Annotated in this window: 14 protein-coding genes; 5 read left to right on the top strand and 9 right to left on the bottom strand. The window is 70.0% G+C overall.

Annotation, left to right across the window (positions count from 1 at the left end):
* Nucleotides 1–7: 7 nt before the first annotated feature.
* The 6 genes from CHC08_RS49475 to CHC08_RS11870 are packed head-to-tail and all read right to left on the bottom strand — an operon-like array spanning nt 8 to nt 5,668.
* A complete protein-coding gene (locus CHC08_RS49475; protein WP_179281992.1) occupies nt 8–166 on the bottom strand; it encodes a hypothetical protein in 159 nt (52 codons plus the stop codon).
* Nucleotides 142–1,143: an ABC transporter ATP-binding protein gene (locus CHC08_RS11890; RefSeq protein ID WP_089207294.1), complete on the bottom strand. Its 1,002-nt coding sequence runs from the start codon at nt 1,141–1,143 to the stop codon at nt 142–144. The genes CHC08_RS49475 and CHC08_RS11890 overlap by 25 nt, the downstream gene beginning before the upstream one ends.
* Nucleotides 1,140–2,291: an ABC transporter ATP-binding protein gene (locus CHC08_RS11885; protein ID WP_089207293.1), complete on the bottom strand. Its 1,152-nt coding sequence runs from the start codon at nt 2,289–2,291 to the stop codon at nt 1,140–1,142. Before CHC08_RS11885 ends, CHC08_RS11890 begins: the two co-directional genes overlap by 4 nt.
* Nucleotides 2,281–3,126, bottom strand: a complete 846-nt coding sequence (locus tag CHC08_RS11880) for an ABC transporter permease (RefSeq protein ID WP_089207292.1) — start codon at nt 3,124–3,126, stop codon at nt 2,281–2,283. The genes CHC08_RS11885 and CHC08_RS11880 overlap by 11 nt, the downstream gene beginning before the upstream one ends.
* On the bottom strand, nt 3,123–4,139 hold the full coding sequence (locus CHC08_RS11875; RefSeq protein WP_089207291.1) for an ABC transporter permease: 1,017 nt from the start codon (nt 4,137–4,139) through the stop codon (nt 3,123–3,125). The genes CHC08_RS11880 and CHC08_RS11875 overlap by 4 nt, the downstream gene beginning before the upstream one ends.
* Complete coding sequence (locus tag CHC08_RS11870) at nt 4,136–5,668, bottom strand: ABC transporter substrate-binding protein (protein WP_089207290.1); 1,533 nt, start codon at nt 5,666–5,668, stop codon at nt 4,136–4,138. Before CHC08_RS11870 ends, CHC08_RS11875 begins: the two co-directional genes overlap by 4 nt.
* 132 nt (nt 5,669–5,800) lie before the next feature.
* On the opposite strand from CHC08_RS11870, the gene CHC08_RS11865 reads away from it, so the two are divergent.
* The gene (locus CHC08_RS11865; protein ID WP_245878282.1) at nt 5,801–6,601 is read left to right on the top strand and encodes an IclR family transcriptional regulator; all 801 of its coding nucleotides are present in this window, start codon (nt 5,801–5,803) and stop codon (nt 6,599–6,601) included.
* Nucleotides 6,602–6,744: 143 nt separating this feature from the next.
* The gene (locus tag CHC08_RS11860) at nt 6,745–7,968 is read left to right on the top strand and encodes an MFS transporter (protein WP_089207288.1); all 1,224 of its coding nucleotides are present in this window, start codon (nt 6,745–6,747) and stop codon (nt 7,966–7,968) included.
* A gap of 42 nt (nt 7,969–8,010) precedes the next feature.
* Here CHC08_RS11860 and CHC08_RS11855 read toward each other — a convergent pair whose 3' ends face one another.
* Nucleotides 8,011–8,721, bottom strand: coding sequence for an HAD family hydrolase (locus CHC08_RS11855; RefSeq protein ID WP_089207287.1), 711 nt, complete (start codon nt 8,719–8,721; stop codon nt 8,011–8,013).
* A gap of 110 nt (nt 8,722–8,831) precedes the next feature.
* On the opposite strand from CHC08_RS11855, the gene CHC08_RS11850 reads away from it, so the two are divergent.
* Nucleotides 8,832–9,905, top strand: coding sequence for an LLM class flavin-dependent oxidoreductase (locus CHC08_RS11850; protein WP_089207286.1), 1,074 nt, complete (start codon nt 8,832–8,834; stop codon nt 9,903–9,905).
* Nucleotides 9,906–10,005: 100 nt separating this feature from the next.
* Nucleotides 10,006–10,323, top strand: coding sequence for an endonuclease/exonuclease/phosphatase family protein (locus tag CHC08_RS11845; RefSeq protein ID WP_338055674.1), 318 nt, complete (start codon nt 10,006–10,008; stop codon nt 10,321–10,323).
* A 94-nt stretch (nt 10,324–10,417) separates the two neighbouring features.
* Here the strand turns inward: CHC08_RS11845 and CHC08_RS11840 are convergent, their stop codons facing one another.
* Both CHC08_RS11840 and CHC08_RS11835 read right to left on the bottom strand, forming a co-directional pair.
* Nucleotides 10,418–11,818 carry an MFS transporter gene (locus CHC08_RS11840; RefSeq protein ID WP_089207415.1) on the bottom strand — a complete coding sequence of 467 codons (1,401 nt, stop codon included), beginning with the start codon at nt 11,816–11,818 and terminating at the stop codon, nt 10,418–10,420.
* A gap of 249 nt (nt 11,819–12,067) precedes the next feature.
* Nucleotides 12,068–13,717 (bottom strand): thiamine pyrophosphate-binding protein, encoded by a 1,650-nt coding sequence (locus tag CHC08_RS11835; protein WP_089207284.1) that lies wholly within the window; start codon nt 13,715–13,717, stop codon nt 12,068–12,070.
* A gap of 349 nt (nt 13,718–14,066) precedes the next feature.
* Between CHC08_RS11835 and CHC08_RS11830 the strand changes: the two genes are divergently transcribed.
* Nucleotides 14,067–15,662: a class I adenylate-forming enzyme family protein gene (locus CHC08_RS11830; RefSeq protein ID WP_089207283.1), complete on the top strand. Its 1,596-nt coding sequence runs from the start codon at nt 14,067–14,069 to the stop codon at nt 15,660–15,662.
* Nucleotides 15,663–15,692 lie beyond the last annotated feature (30 nt).

Below are 15,692 nucleotides of genomic sequence, written 5' to 3'. Positions count from 1 at the left end.
ATGCTCCCTAGCTCAGAACGGATCGGAGAACGAGGTTGTCGTGGGCGGCGGGGCGGGTCGGGCCGAAATGGACCCCGGCGGGTTTACGCGTGCGATCGGGGTGGACGGATCGCCCGTGGGCGATCCGGCTCTCCCGGGTGCTCACGAGACCGACGAACTCGACCATGGCCGGGCTCCTTCCGTCGTGGGGTCGATGCCGGCCTGTCCGGGCCAGGTGCCGGTGTGGTGGCAGGCGGCCGTACGGCCGTCCCGGACGACCGGCAGGGGCACGACCGAGCAGGCCTCGGTGGCGAACGGGCAGCGATGGGCGAAGACGCACCCGTCCGTGGCCCCGGTCGAGACCGCCCGGAGCCGGTGGAGGGGGTGGCGGGCGGTGCCGGTGACGCGGGGGGCGGAGGCGACCAGCAGGGCGGTATAGGGGTGGCGGGGGTCGTCGAAGACCTCGCCGATGGGCCCCTCCTCGACGATCCGGCCCCGGTAGAGGACCGCGACCCGGTCGGCGACGCCCGCCAGGGAGCTGAGGTCGTGGGAGATGACGACCACGCCGACGCCGAGCCGGTCGCGCAGGTCGTCCAGGAGGCGCAGGATGTGGTTGCGGTTGGAGGCGTCCAGTGCGCTGACCGGCTCGTCGCAGATCAGCAGCGACGGCTCGCACACGATCGCGCGGGCGATCGAGACGCGCTGACGCTGCCCGCCGGAGATCTGGCCGGGCGTCCTGCCCAGGAGTTCCGGGTCCAGGCCGACGAGCTCCAGCGCCGCCCGCACCTTCGCCGCGCGCTCCACCGGGGGGACCCCCCGCACGGCCAGGCCCTCGGCGATGACGGTCTCCACGTCGTGGTCGGGGTCGAGCGAGCGCAGCGGATCCTGGAAGACGAACCGCACCGTGCCCGTACGGCGATGCGCCCGCAGCGCCTTCCCTCTGAGCGAGGAGATCTCGGTCCCCTCCACCTCCACGGAGCCCGTGTCCGGGCGGACGAGTCCGACGACGGTCCTGGCCAGGGTCGTCTTTCCCGAGCCGGTCTCCCCCACGATCCCGACGATCTCCCCGGCCCGGACCGTGAGGTCGACCTCCCGCAGGATCGGCACGGCGGGCCTGCCGAGCGACACGTTCACGCCCCGCACGGCCAGCAACGGCGCGCTCATCGGACCACCCCCCGTGTCTCGGCGCCGACGGCCACCGCGTCACGCCCCGCCGTACCGGAAGACGTGCCGGTCGAGGGGGCGTCGGTGAGGAAGGCGTCCTCGGGCCGAACCCCTCCGGAGGAGTCCTCGGGCCGGCCCTCTCCCGCCGTCCCCGCCCGGAGGCAACGGACCTCGCGGCCGTCGGGGTGGACGCCGAGGGGAATCGGGGCCGACGAGCAGGCGTCGACGGCGAGGGCGCAGCGGGCGGCGAAGCGGCAGCCCGGCAGGTCCGCGCCGGCGGGTGGCGGCTGGCCGGGGATGACCTCCAGGGTGCGCCGGCCCCAGTCGCCGACCGAGGCGACCCGGAGCAGGGCCTCGGTGTAGGGGTGCCGGGGGTTGGCCAGCACCTCCTCGGTGGGGCCCGACTCGACGATCTCACCGCCGTAGAAGACGACGATCCGGTCGCACAGGGCCGCGATCACGGCCAGGTCGTGGGAGACGCACACGATCGACAGGCCGCGCTCGGCGCGGAGGCGGGCGAGGAGTTCGAGGACCTCGGCCTGCACGGTCACGTCGAGCGCGGTGGTGGCCTCGTCGGCGATCAGTAGCTCGGGGTCGCAGGAGACCGCGACGGCGATCAGGACGCGCTGCAGCATGCCGCCCGACAGCTCGTGCGGATACTGGCCGTAGACCCGGGCCGGGGCGTTCAGGCCCATGGCGGTGAGCAGCTCGACGGCGCGTTCGCGGGCCTCGCGCCGCCCGAGTCCGAGCTTGACCCGGAGCACCTCGGAGAGCTGGTCGCCGACCGGCAGCGACGGGTTCAGGTAGGAGGCGGGGTCCTGGAAGACCGCGCCGATCCTGCCGCCCCGGATCGCGAGCCACTCCCGGCGGTTCGCCCGGTTCAGGTCGTGGCCGCCGAATTCGATCTCCCCGGAACTCACCGCGCATCCGGGGGCCAGCGCGCCGAGGACCGCGCGGCAGGTCAGGGTCTTGCCGCTGCCCGACTCGCCGACCAGGCCGACGGCCTCCCCGGGCGCCACCTCGAAGGAGACCCCTCGGACGGCCTCCGCCCGGCCCGCGGAGACGGTCACGCGCAGGTCGCGCACGCTCAGCAGCGCTTTCGGGGCTTCCGGTGCTTGCGGTGCTTCGGCCGGTGCTTCAGCGAACATGGAGCTCCTCGCTCTCGGTGTGGAGGCCTGTCGTGTCGCGGACGGCGTCGGCGAGGGCGTTGAGCGCGCCCACGGTGATCATGATCACGAGGGCGGGCGCAAGCGGGGCCAGCGGCCTCTGGTGGAGGTATCCCAGGTCGCTGGCCAGCATCCCGCCCCAGGTGGGAGCCGGAGGTTCGACGCCGATGCCGAGGAAGGAGAGGGAGGAGACGACCAGCAGGGCCGCCGCGGACGCGCCGGCCGCGGTCACCGCGATCGTGGGCAGCACCTTGCCCACGATGTGGGTGCGCAGGATCCGGGATCGGGACGCGCCCAGCAGTTCGGCCGCCTCGACGTACTGGGCTCGGGTGAAGCTCAGCGCCGCCGTACGGGTGACCCGGTAGAACACCGGCGCGAGCAGCAGGCCGATGGCGGCCATCGCCTGGTGCAGGCCGTTGCCGACGATCCCGGCCACGGCGATGGCGAAGATGACAAACGGCAGCGTGAGCAGCGCGTCCGCCACCCGCGCCGTCGCCCACTCGAAGCCCCTGCCGAAGAAGATCGAGGCGAGACCGGGGACCGCGCCCAGGACCAGCCCGACGGCGACCGCCTCGACCGCGCCGGCGATCGACAGGCCGGCGCCCGCGAGGAGGCGGCTGAGCACGTCGCGGCCGAGGTAGTCGGTGCCGAGCAGGTGCTCGCCCGACGGCCCCAGCAGGCGGAGCCGCGGGTTCTGCGCGATCGGGTCGTAGGGGGCGAGCCAGCCGCCGAACACGGCGACCAGGAGCACGACGGCGAGGATTCCCAGGGACAGCTTGACCGAGGGCAGCCGCCACGCGCGGGAGAAGGAGGTCATCGCGCACCTCGCAGCCTGGCGACGACCCCGTTGACCACGAGGTTGGAGACGAGCACCAGCGCGATGGTGGCCAGCAGCGCGCCCTGGACCACCGGGACATCGTGCTTGAGCGCCGCCTCACCGGTCAGCTGGCCCAGGCCCGGCAGGGCGAACACGGCCTCGGTCACCACCGCGCCGCCGATCAGGCGGGGGATGTGCACCCCGAGTACGGTGATCGCCGGACCGGCGGCGTTGCGCAGCGCGTGCCGCAGCAGCACCCGCCTGGCGGGGAGCCCCCGGACCACCGCGCCGGTCACGTAGTTCTCCCGCAGCGCGGCCACCAGGCCGGTGCGCAGCTGCCTGGCCAGGTCGGCGGCGGTGTCGAGGCTGAGTGCGACCGCCGGGAGGGTGATCAGCCGCAGCCACTGGACGGGGTCCTCGCCGGGCGGCACGTATCCACCGGAGGGGAACACCGGAACGATCACGGCGAACACCACGATCAGCCCGATGCCGGCGACGAACGCGGGCAGCGTGGAGGCGAGCGCGCAGACGGCGGTCACGATCCGGTCGAACCTGCCGCCGTTGCTCACCGCCGCGCCGATGCCCGCCGCGCCGCCGGCCAGGACCGCGATGAGCACGGCCAGGCCGGTGATCGACAGGTCCACGGGGAGGCGTTCGGCGATGCTCTCGGCGACCGGGATCTGGGTGAACCAGGAGCGGCCCAGGTCGCCGGTGAGCGCGTGGCCCAGCCAGGTGACGTACTGCTCCAGGAACGGGCGGTCGAGCCCGAACTCGTGGCTCATCCTGGCGATGTCGGCCGGAGTGGCGGTCTCCCCCAGTACGGCGGCCGCCGGGTTGGCGTCGCCGAGCGCGCCCAGACCGTAGGTGATGAAGGTGGAGGCGAGCGCGACCACCGCCAGGGCGGCGGCCCCTCCCGCCCATCCCCGCCACCGGCGGGGGCGGCGGGCCGTAGGGACTCTGCCGGGGGCTCCGCGGGCTTCCACGGTCGCGGCGCGCGTCTGCAGCGACGTCATGGGGTCGCCACCTTGACGCCGTCGAAGCGCTGCACGGCGAAGTTCGTCGGCAGCGCGCTCACCTTGGGGTTGCGGGCGAAGATCCGGGGCGTGCTGAACAGCCAGACGTTGGGCAGTTCCCTGACGCCGATGGCGGTCGCGTCCTGGATCGCCTTGGCATAACCGGGGTCGTCCAGCGGCGTGGTGCGGATCTTGTCGAACTGCTCCAGCAGGGCCTTGGGCGTGTTGCGGCCGGGGTTCATCAGGCCCTCGGGCCCGTAGACGACGCCGAGCGCCTGCAGCGGCGACTCGCGGCCGACGAACCCGTCGGGGGCGAGGGCCACGTTGTGCCGGACGTAGACGAGCTGGGTGTGCTGCGCCGGGGCGATGAGCTTGATGGTGGCCCTGATCCCGGCGGCCTTGAGCTGCTCCTGCACCTGCTCGGGCAGGCCCTCGGGGTCCGAGGTGGTCAGCGGGATGTCGATGCCGCCGGGGAATCCCGCCTCGGCGAGGAGTTGTTTGGCCTTGGCGGGGTCGTAGGGGTAGAGGTTCTCCAGCTCGGGGTTGTAGCCGGCGTGACCCTTGGGGAACGGCTGGACGTTGACCTCGCCCACCCCGAAGCCGGTGGTCTCGAGCAGGGCCTTCCTGTCCACCGCGTACTTCAGGGCCTCGGTCACCTTGGGGTTGTCGAACGGGGGGATCTTGTTGTTCACGTCGAGGACCCGGACGGTGAGCGACGGGATGAGGTCGACCTCCAGCCCGGCCGCCTTGGCCGCGTCGATCTGGGCGGCGGGCAGCAGCGCCACGTCGAACTGGCCGGACTGGAGCCCGGCGACCACCGTGGCGGGCTCGGAGATCGTCTTCAGCTCGAACTTGGCCAGGTGGATGTTGGCGACGTCGTAGTAGGACGGGTTGCGGTCCAGGTTGGCGTGCGACCCCGGCACGAGCTGGACGAGGGTGAACGGCCCGGCGCCGGCGGGCTTGGTGCTGACGGCCTTGGCGTCCGCCTCGAAGGCCCGGGGGTTGACGACCATGCCGGTCTTGCCGGCGAACAGGTTGGGGACCTGGTAGTCGGAGCGGTCGAGCAGGACCTCGAACTCGGTGGGCGAGACGACCTTGACGTCCGTCACGCCGTGGAGCTGCGAGGCGATCAGCGAGTCCTTCTGGTCCCGGCCGCGCAGGATGCTCTTGCGCACGGCGGTGGCGTCCAGCGGGGAGCCGTCGGAGAAGGTCAGCCCGGCCCTGAGGGTGAAGGTGACGCTCTTGCCGCCGTCGCCGTACTTCCAGCCGCTCGCCAGGCCCGCGACGGCGCCGCCCTTGTCGTCCAGGCGCGTGATGGCGGCGTAGACCAGGGAGAGAGCGTTGACATCGTTACCGGCGCTGGAGGTGACCGGATCCCACGTTGTGGGAAGAGTCCAGCCCCATTTGAGTGTCCCTCCCTCGCTCCGATCTCCGGGGGTGGCCGACTGGGTGCCGCCACCGCAGGCGGTCAGCGCGAGAACAACCGATAAGAGCAGGGCCAGTGGTCGCAGAAGCCGACGGACAGACATGACGGGGTCCTCTCACGGGAACGAGTTAGATCCCACATGGCAAGATCTTTATTCCACATAGTAGTAATCCCCTAAAAACCCGTCAAGAGTGTAGGAAATAGGTTTTCATCGTAAGGTGGACGGGTGGATCTGATGAAGCCGAAGCTGGAAGACGCCACCCGCAGGGGCACCCAGGCGATCGAACGCGCCATCGCGGTCCTGCGCGCGTTCGAGCGGTCGGCGACCCTCTCCCCCACCGAGATGGCGCAACGGCTCCACCTGTCGGTCAGCACCGCGCACCGCATCATCCGCGCGCTGCACTCCGCGGGGATGCTCGGCCAGGATCCCGTCACCGAGCGCTACCACCTCGGCATCACCACCGCCACGCTGGGCCGCCTGGCCCTGGAGCGGCTCGGCGCGACCACGATGCTCCCGGAGCTGGAACGGCTCCGCGACCTGACCGGGGAGGCCGTCAACCTGGGGGTGCGGATCGGCGACGAGGTGGCCGTGCTGCTCCAGGTCCCGTCCCGGCAGCCGCTCCGCTACGAGCAGGAGCCCGGCCAGCGCAACCCGATCCACGTGTGCGCGATGGGCAAGGCGCTCCTGGCCTTCGGTGACCCCCGGGTGGGCATGGAGGAGCCGTTCGCCCGCTACACCGACGCCACGATCACCACCCGCGCGGGGCTGGACGCCGAGCTGGACCTCATCCGTGCCCGCGGCAGCGCCGTCAACCACGAAGAGCGCATCGTCGGTGTGCGGGCCGTCGCCGTGCCGATCCGCGACGGCCACGGAAACGTGCTGGCCGCCCTGGCCATCCAGGGCCCCGCCGTACGGCTGGGCGACGACCGGCTCCCCGAGCTGACCGCCGAGCTCATCGCCACCGCCCAGCGGCTCAGCGTCGGCCACCGCCTCTACATCGCCCCGCCCGCCCACGCCTCGGCGGCCGGCTCGTAACCTCGTAACGGAGCGGGTCCCCCGGCGAGGACCAGCGCTGACGCACCCGGTCGGCGTTGGGTCCAGGACCGCCCGCTCCGGGATCCGACGGTGAGGTCTCAAACCCGCCAGCCCCCGGTCGTGATCGCTGCTGGACTGGGCGCGTGCCCACAACCACTCTCCCCACCGCCGCCTCCGCCGTACCGGCACGATCACCGCTGATCGGCTGGCTGGCCGTCGTCTCCGTGATGCTGGGGATCTTCTCGATCGTCACCGCGGAGATCCTGCCGATCGGCCTGCTGACGTCCATCGGGTCCGGTTTCGACATCTCCGACGGTGCGGCGGGCCTGATGATGACGACCCCCGGCATCCTGGCCGCGATCGCCGCCCCGGCGGTCACCGTCGCGACCGGGCGACTCGACCGGCGCCTGATGCTGTGCGCCCTGATGCTCCTTCTGGCCATCGCGAACTTCCTCGCGGCCGCCGCTCCGGCCTACTGGGTCATGATGATCTCCCGCGTTCTGGTCGGGCTGGTCATCGGCGGTTTCTGGTCGATCGGCGCCGGCCTCGCCGTACGGCTGGTGCGAACGGAGCGGGTCGGCACGGCGACCGCGGTGATCTTCTCCGCCGTCCCGCTGGGATCCGTACTCGGTGTACCCGCGGGCACCCTCATCGGGCACCTCGCGGGCTGGCGGACGGCCTTCGTCGTCATGGGGGTGATGACGGTGGGGGTGTTCCTCGCGCTGATCGTGCTGGTGCCGCCGCTGCCCGCCGTCCAGGTGACGCGGTTGAAGGTTCTTGGCGACCTGTTCCGCAGTGCCGGCGTCCGGGTCGGGCTGGTTCTGACGTTTCTCATAGTTCTGGCCCATTTCGGGACCTATACCTACGTGACTCCTTTCCTGCAGCAGGTCACCCGGGTAAGCCCCGGTCTGATCACCACATTCCTGCTCGCGTACGGCGTCGCCGGCATCGTCGGCAATTTCATCGCGGGCATGACGGTGACACGTAGTCTGCGGGCCACGTTTGTCGTCGGTGGCTGCATGCTCGCCGGCGCGACCCTGCTGCTTCCGGTCCTCGGCGGGGGAGATCTCGGCGCGATCGTGCTGCTCATCGTGTGGGGGCTGGCCTATGGCGCCGTCCCGGTCTGCTCGCAGACCTGGTTCTCCACCTCGGCCCCCCACTCGCCGGAGGCGGCCTCCATCCTCTTCACCTCATCCTTCCAGGCCACCATCGCCATTGGAGCCCTGCTCGGAGGCGTCGTGGTGGACGCCGCCTCCCCCTCGACCGTCATGGTGCTCGGTGGAGTGATCGCGACCCTCATGGTGCTGACGGTCACCGCCGGACGAGCCGTGCCCGAAGCGGCATCACCGCGTTCGGGTGTGACGTGACCTGACCCCCGGCCGGCCCGTTGATGCCTGGTCCCCAAATGCCTAGTCCTCGCTGCCGGCCTTGCGGACGCCGAGTTCGTAGAGGCGGTCGAGCATGTCGGCGGGGTCGGCGTAGACCCGGAAGGCACCGGCGCGCTCCAGTTCGTCGCGGCCGTAGCCGCCGGACAGCAGGCCGATCCCCAGCGAACCGGCCCGGCGTGCGGCCAGCAGGTCCCACACGCTGTCCCCGACGACCATCGCGAACCTCGGGTCGACCTTGAGCAGGGCGGCCCCGGCGAGGAAGAGGTCAGGGTCGGGCTTGGCATGGCGCACCTGATCGCGGGTGATCATCGGGGTGTCCTCCGGAAGCTTGAGCATGCCGAGCGCGAGGCGCGCCGTGGCGGCGCGGCCGCTCGTGGCGATCGCCCACGGCACCCCGCGGGCGGTCAGCTCCGAGAGCAGCTCGATCGCCCCGGGCAGGGGCCGCACCGAGTCGGCCTGCTCGGCGTAGGCGGAGGCGTGTGCCTTCTGCAGCTCCTTGATCTGCCCCTGGTCCAGCGACAGGCCCGTCTCCCGGAGCAGGGCGGTGACGAACAGTCCGCCGCTCATCCCGATCCGCCGGTGGATGCGCCAGACCGACAGGTCGATGCCCAGCCCGGCCAGCGCGGAGCGCCAGGCGATCACGTGCTGGTAGACGCTGTCGATCAGCGTACCGTCGAGGTCGAAGAGGAAGGCAGGCGTAGGCGGATCCGGATACGTCAGTTCCTGGCTCATACCGTCGATTATCCGGGAGGACCCGCAGGTCACCCGAGGCCGGGTACCGGGTCGTACCTGCGGCCCGGCTAAGCGGAAATAAAGCTCCGCTTAGCCAGGTTGCCCTGGTTATGGCTGAAGACAATATCCGCGGCGTGATTCGCGGCTCCGCCGAGGTTCCCCTGTCGATCCTCGAACTGGCCGTGGTCGGTGCCGGAGTGACCCCCACCGAGACCCTGAAGGCGAGCACCGAGCTCGCCAGGCGAGCGGAGGAGTGGGGATACCACCGGATCTGGGTGGCCGAGCACCACGGCATGCCTTCCGTGGCCAGCTCCTCCCCCGCGGTGCTGATCGCCCATCTGGCGGCCGCGACCAAGAGCATCCGGCTGGGGTCGGGTGGCGTGATGCTTCCCAACCACGCTCCGTTGATCATCGCCGAGCAGTTCGGCACCCTGCACGCGCTGCATCCCGGCCGCATCGACCTCGGGCTCGGCCGGGCCCCCGGGACCGATCCCGCCACGATGCGGGCGCTGCGCCGGCACGGCCAGGACGCCGACGACTTCCCCCAGCAGCTGGCCGAGCTGACCGCCTTCCTGGACGGCGCGTTCCCCCCGGGCCATCAGCTGGAGAGGGTCGTCGCCACCCCCCGTTCGCCCGAGTCGGGACGCCCGCCGATCTGGCTTCTGGGCTCCAGCGGCTTCAGCGCCCAGCTCGCCGGCATGCTCGGCCTGCCGTTCGCGTTCGCCCATCACTTCAGCGCGGCCAACACCGTTCCCGCCCTGGATCTGTACCGGTCGTCCTTCCAGCCCTCCAACGTGCTCGACCGGCCGTACTCGATGATCGGTGTCTCCGCCGTCGCCGCGGACACGTCCGAGCAGGCGCTCCGCATGGCCCGCTCGGGAGGGCTGTCCATGATCCGCCTGCGCCGTGGAGCTCCCCAGCCGGTTCCCACGCCGGAAGAGGCCGAGGCCTACCAGTACAGCTCGATCGAGGAGGACTTCCTCCGCGACTACCTGTCCAACGTGGTGTACGGCGACGCCGCCGAGGTGCGGGACGGGCTGGAGGAGTTGCGCAAGCGCACCGGGGTCGACGAGCTGATGATCACCACGATGGTTCACAGCCCTGCGGACCGGATCCGCTCCTACGAGCTGGTCGCCCAGGTCTACGACCTCCCCGGAGCCTCCGGCGAGCGCCCCGCGTCCTGAGACGGGGCCTCTGGTCCTGAGGCGGGGCCTCTTGATGGAGCGGGGCCCCGCCGCTCTGAGGCAGAACCTCCGACGGAACGGGGTCCCGCCCTGAGGCAGAATCCCTGACGAAGGGGGCCCCGCCGTTCTGTGGCGAGCCTCTGACGAGCGCCCGCCGCCCTGCAACGCCACCCTCGACCACAGCCCGATGAACGACCTGCTCGGCAGCGGCTATCACGACGCGGCCGACGCCACCGGGAACGGCCTGACGGCCACCTGGCCGCAGCAGCGCTGGGAATCCGTTCCCGGTGTGACGATCGATCATGTGCTGGCCGACTCACGGATGGCGATCAAGGCCTTCGGCGTCCACGCCCTGCCGGACACCGATCACCGCCCGATCTTCGCCGAACTCGGCCTGCCCCGGTTCGCGGGCCACTGAGATCGACGCGGTCCGTCTCCGTTCACGGGCGCTGAGATCGGTGCGATCCGCTCCCCGCTCACGGGCCTCCGCGACCTGTGCACGCGGTCCCCGTTCACGGGCCGCCTAGATCGGTACGGTTCACCCCCATCTGCGGGTCGCCGAGATCGGTACGGTCCGCCGCCCTCTGCGGGCCGCCGAGATCGGTACGGTCCGCCGCCTTCTGCGAGCCGCCGAGATCGGTGTGGTTCACCTCTATCCGCGAGTCGCCGAGATCGGTGCGGGCGGCCGTTCTCCGCGAACGGAACCCTCCGAAAAACAGGACGAGGGCGACAACGGCGTACGGCACCGCGGAGACGGCGAAGATCGTGGCGTTCCCGGTCACCGTCGAGGCCGCGGCGTAGCCGCCGTAGAAGAGGATGGCGATCACGTCGACGCCCAGCCCCGCCAGCGAGGTCACGGTCGCGCGGGCCGGTCCCGTGATGCTCTGCTGCAGCCGCACGGCGGCCAGCACACTCGCCATCTGAAAGGCGCAGAACGCCGCCGCGATGACGACAAATCCCACCGCGAGCCCGCTGGCCGCCCCCGCGGCGAGCGCCAGCGCCCCGAATCCGAGGATTCCGGCGAGTGCCCGGTCCGTGAAGCGCCGCCCGGTCGCCGCGAGCACGCCACCGACCGCGGTTCCGGCGGAGACGAGGAGCACCAGAAGCGGAACGACGTGCTCGGCGACGCCGGTGCCGACCGCGAGCAGGGGAATGTACTCCTCCAGTGCCCCCCACAGGGCCGTCACCACGGCCACCAGCAGCAGCGCCCGCCGGATCGACCGGTGCGCGCGCACCTCCCGCAGCCCGTCTCGCAGGATCGCGGCGTAGCCGCCCGGCGACGTCTCCTCCTCGCTCTCCTCGCTCTTCCCGGCCCGCTCGCGATGCTCGGGGAAGGTCGTCGCGACCGCCGTGGCGAGCACGCACGCCAGGACGCTGGCGGCACCGACCAGCGGGTAGCCGCCCAGGGCGAACAGCGGGGCGGCCACGGCCATGGACGCCATGACGGCGGCGGTGGCGATCGCGTGGGCGCGACCGGTGATCGCGGCGTAGCGGTCGGCGGCGCCCAGGCGGTCGAGCTCGGTGTAGACCAACGCCTCCGTCGCGCCCGACTGCAGCGCCCCCGAGGTGCCCCACAGGACGAAGCCCGCGGCGAACACCCAGTAGGAGGGAGCCACGACCCACAGGGCGAAGCCCGTGGCGGCCAGCAGCGGCGCGAGGGCGAGCAACCGGCGCCGCGAGACGACGTCGGCCCACACTCCGGAGGGGACCTCCGTCACGATGGCGGTGACCGACCAGATCACCAGGAGTGAGGAGATCTCCGCGGTCGACAGACCCGTGTCGACGAACAGCAGCGCGTAGAACGGGTAGAGCAGGATGAACTGGTCGAAAAAGGTATAAGTGTAGAACGTCGCGGCCAGGCGCTTCGCGCGCGCGTCACGTGTGTCGGGCGCACGGAGAAAAGAGATGTTCATGAGGTCCTTCTTCACGGGGACTGTGCGGACTCGGGATGCTCGGCATCTCCGGGGGTCCGCGGCAGCGTGTCCCGCCTCGACCTCTGATTGTGGATCAATGTCGCCAGGTCATGACGCCGACCTTACAAGCGACCGGCCCGCCCTGTCTCGCCCTTACCGGGATGAGAAGTTCGGCTCCGCGATCGGCCGGGTGCCGATCGCCATGGTCACAGCGTCAACCGGCCATACGAAGACCACAAAGGGTCGAGACTATGTCACGTATTCAGTGAATGCGGCTGTGGTGGCTCGGGCGCGCCAGTCGGTGACGACGTTGACGAGGGCCGGCCGGCCCGAGTCGACCTCGGCCATGGCGCGCTCCAGGGCCGGTCGGATGTCATCCGGCTTCTCGACATATTCGCCGTATCCGCCGAGCGCCTCCGCCATCTTGTCGAAGCGGGTGTAGCCGAGCTCGCGCCCCGGCCGCTCTTTCCCGGGATCGCCCGTCCAGCCGCCGTTGAGGCTGATGACAACAAGGATCGGCAATTCGCACCGGACCGCGGTGTCGAACTCCATCGCGTTCATACCGAACGATCCATCCCCGTGGAGCACGATGACCGGCCTGTCCGGGCAGGCCACCTTCGCACCCACGCCGAGCGGCAGACCCACGCCCATCGTGCCGAATGTTCCTGAATTCAATCGATGTCGTGGCACGTAGGTTGGAATAACCTGCCTGCCATAATTAAGGATTTCCTGGCCGTCGACGCAGAGAATGGCCTCGCGGTCCATGAAATCACGTAGCTCGCGGCAGAGCCGGAGCGGATGGATCGGCACGGCGTCGTCGGCGAGCGTTCTTTCGTGTTCGGCGAGCTTGGATCTGTTCTGCTCCGCCAACCGGTCGCGCCAGGCGGCGAAGTTCTTCCGGGTGACGCGGCTGCGAATGGCGCCCGTCAGCTGCGTCAGGGCGGTCCTCGCGTCGGCGACCACACCCACGTCCAGTCGGCGGGGGCTGGTCGCGATCTCCTCGGCGCTGATGTCGATACGGGCGATCTTCGCGTCGGCGCCGAACCGCGGCGGGGAGGCATGCCCGATGATGTAGTTCATGCGCGTCCCGACGATGAGGATCAGGTCCGCTTCGCGGAAGGCCGTGGAGCGAGCCGTCAGGTAGCAGAGTTCGTGATCTTCCGGGATCGCACCCCGGCCCTGCGGCGTCGTGTAGAACGGGATTCCGGCAGCCTCGACGAACGTCTGGAGCTCGGCCTCCGCCTCGGACCACAGGACACCCGTGCCGGACACGACGACGGGTCTCTCCGCCTCCGCGAGCAGGTCGGTGAGTGCCCGGACCTCGGCGGGAGCGGCGGCCGGACGCGGTCGCCCGGCCGGGTCCCAGGGCGCGGGCCATTCGACCCTCTCCTCGTCGACCTCCGCGAACAGCACGTCGGCCGGCAGGTCGAGATAGACGGGTCCGGGCTTCCCGCTCATCGCCTCGCGGATCGCCCGGTCGAGGAGCTCGGGGATTCGTTCGGGACGGTGAACCCGATCAGACCACTTGGTGCAGGGTGCAAGCATCGCCAGCTGGTCGATCTCCTGAAATGTCCCCTTGTGGCTCTGCGACTCCGGTGAGGACCCACCCAGCGCCACCACGGGTGTGCAGTCGGCGAACGCGTGCGCGACCCCGGTGATCAGGTTGGTCGTTCCGGGCCCCGAGGCCGCCATGCAGACGCCGGGGCGGTTGAGCAGTCTCGCGTAGGCGTGGGCGGCCATCGCCGCGGCCTGCTCGTGCCGTACGTCGACGCCCCGCAGGCCGAGCGCCAGGGCGGCGGACTCAACCGACAACATTGGCGCACCCATAATGTAGAAGAAAGTGTCGACATCTTCTTTCTGTAATGCGCGTGCGACCAGATCAGAACCGGTTAATGCCATTGATGTCAGCCTCCACCCGATCAACTCCGCCACTGGTCATCTGCGGTCGGTCAGACTTCCATGATACATTGGAGGGCTAAGATCATAATTTACGGAAGACGCTCAATCATTATATGGACCGCCAATGGAAGCCGATCCGTTTGACAAGCGGATATCGCTTTCCCGTCGGCATTATGGCACCGCTTTCCGCCTGTCCGGGCGGCGGTCTCCTCCGATATCCCACTGCCGGCCTCGCGTTCCGCCCGGGCTTTGGGAGGTAAAAGCGCGGCAAGGCGTAAGGGGCCCGGCGATACGATGTTTTTGCCGTCTGCGGAGCGCACCAGGGAGAATCCGAACGCGGGAGGGTCGCATGGGTGATCTCCTCAATATCGGCGAAGTTCTCACGGCGAACGCCAGGTTCTTTCCGAAAAAGATCGGCGTTCGCGACCTGGAAAGAGCCATGACGTTCTTCCAGTGGAACGCACGCTCCTGCCGGCTCGCCAATGCGCTTCTCGGGCTCGGCCTGCGAAAAGGCGACCGGGTGGCCGTCCTCGCCTTCAACTGCCTGGAGTGGGCGGAGATCTACGCCGCGACCGCGAAGGCGGGCCTGGTGGCCGTTCCCATTAATTTCCGTCTTCTCGGGCCGGAGATCCGCTACATCGTCGAGAACTGCGAGGCCGCCGCCCTCATCGTTCAGGACGACCTCGTGGGCTCGGTCGAGGAGATCCGGTCCGAGCTCCCGATCGCACCGCGGAACTACATCCATTTCGGCCGGAGCGTCTGCCCGCCGGGCTACCGGGGCTATGAGGATCTTCTGGTCGCGGCCCGGGACGGCGAGCCGCGCGTCCCGGTGCGTCCCGAAGATCCATGGACGCTGATGTACACCTCCGGCACGACGGGGAAACCCAAGGGCGCCATCCGCAGCCACCGGGGCATCGCCCTGCTGTCCTTCACGACGGACATCGAGCTGAACCTCCGCAGGGACGACAGTGCGCTGCTGGTGATGCCGATGTTCCACGCGAACTCGCTCTACTTCTTCAGCGCCTTCACCTGCCGCGGGGCCGCCTGCTCGATCTACAGCAGGAACAGCCTCGATCCCGAACACCTGGTGCGGACGCTCGCCGAGGACGGGGCGACCTTCACGTCACTCGTGCCGACGCACTATGTGATGATGCTCGATCTCCCCGCGTCCGTTCGTGAGAAACACAACGTCGACAGGGTCAGCAAGTTGATGATCTCCTCGGCGCCCGCACCCCGCGAGACGAAGCTGGAGACCATGGAGTTTTTCAGGAACTCCGGTCTGTTCGAGCTCTACGGGTCGACGGAGGCGGGCTTTGTGACGATGCTCCATCCCGGCGAGCAGTTCACCAAGCTCGGCTCGGTCGGCCGTGAATACGTCGGCTCGGCACCCATCAGACTGCTCGACTCGGATGGCGACGAGGTCGCCGACGGCGACGTCGGCGAGTTGTACTCGTGCAACCCCCACACGTTCGACGGCTACTGGCGGCTGCCGGAGAAGACGCGGGAGGCGTTCAGGGGCGAATACTGCACGGTCGGCGACCTGGCCCGCCGCGACGCGGACGGATACATCTATCTCGTCGACCGCAAGAGCAACATGATCATCTCCGGGGGAGAGAACATCTACCCCTCCGAGGTGGAGGCACTGCTCCGCTCCAATCCGAAGGTGAAGGACGTGGCCGTCATCGGCGTCCCCGACCCCAAATGGGGCGAACGCGTGCACGCGGTCGTCATCCTGCGCGACGCCGTGTTGTGCTCGTCATCCTCACCCGACGAACTGCTGGGCTGGTGCAAGGACCGCATCGCCGGATACAGACGGCCGCGATCGCTTTCGATCATCCGCGAGGAGGAGATGCCCAGGACCGCCACGGGCAAGATCCTGTATCGCGAACTGAGAGCCGGGTACGCGGAGCTCCCCGACGCCCGGGACTCCCGGTCCTCGGGGTGAACCGGTAGGGCCCATGACGGTTCCGGCCGG

It is taken from the genome of Streptosporangium subroseum, assembly GCF_900188345.1.
GTDB lineage: Bacteria > Actinomycetota > Actinomycetes > Streptosporangiales > Streptosporangiaceae > Streptosporangium > Streptosporangium subroseum.
The sequence above is the reverse complement of the archived record's forward strand: the minus strand, read 5'-3'. Positions and strand labels throughout refer to the sequence as shown.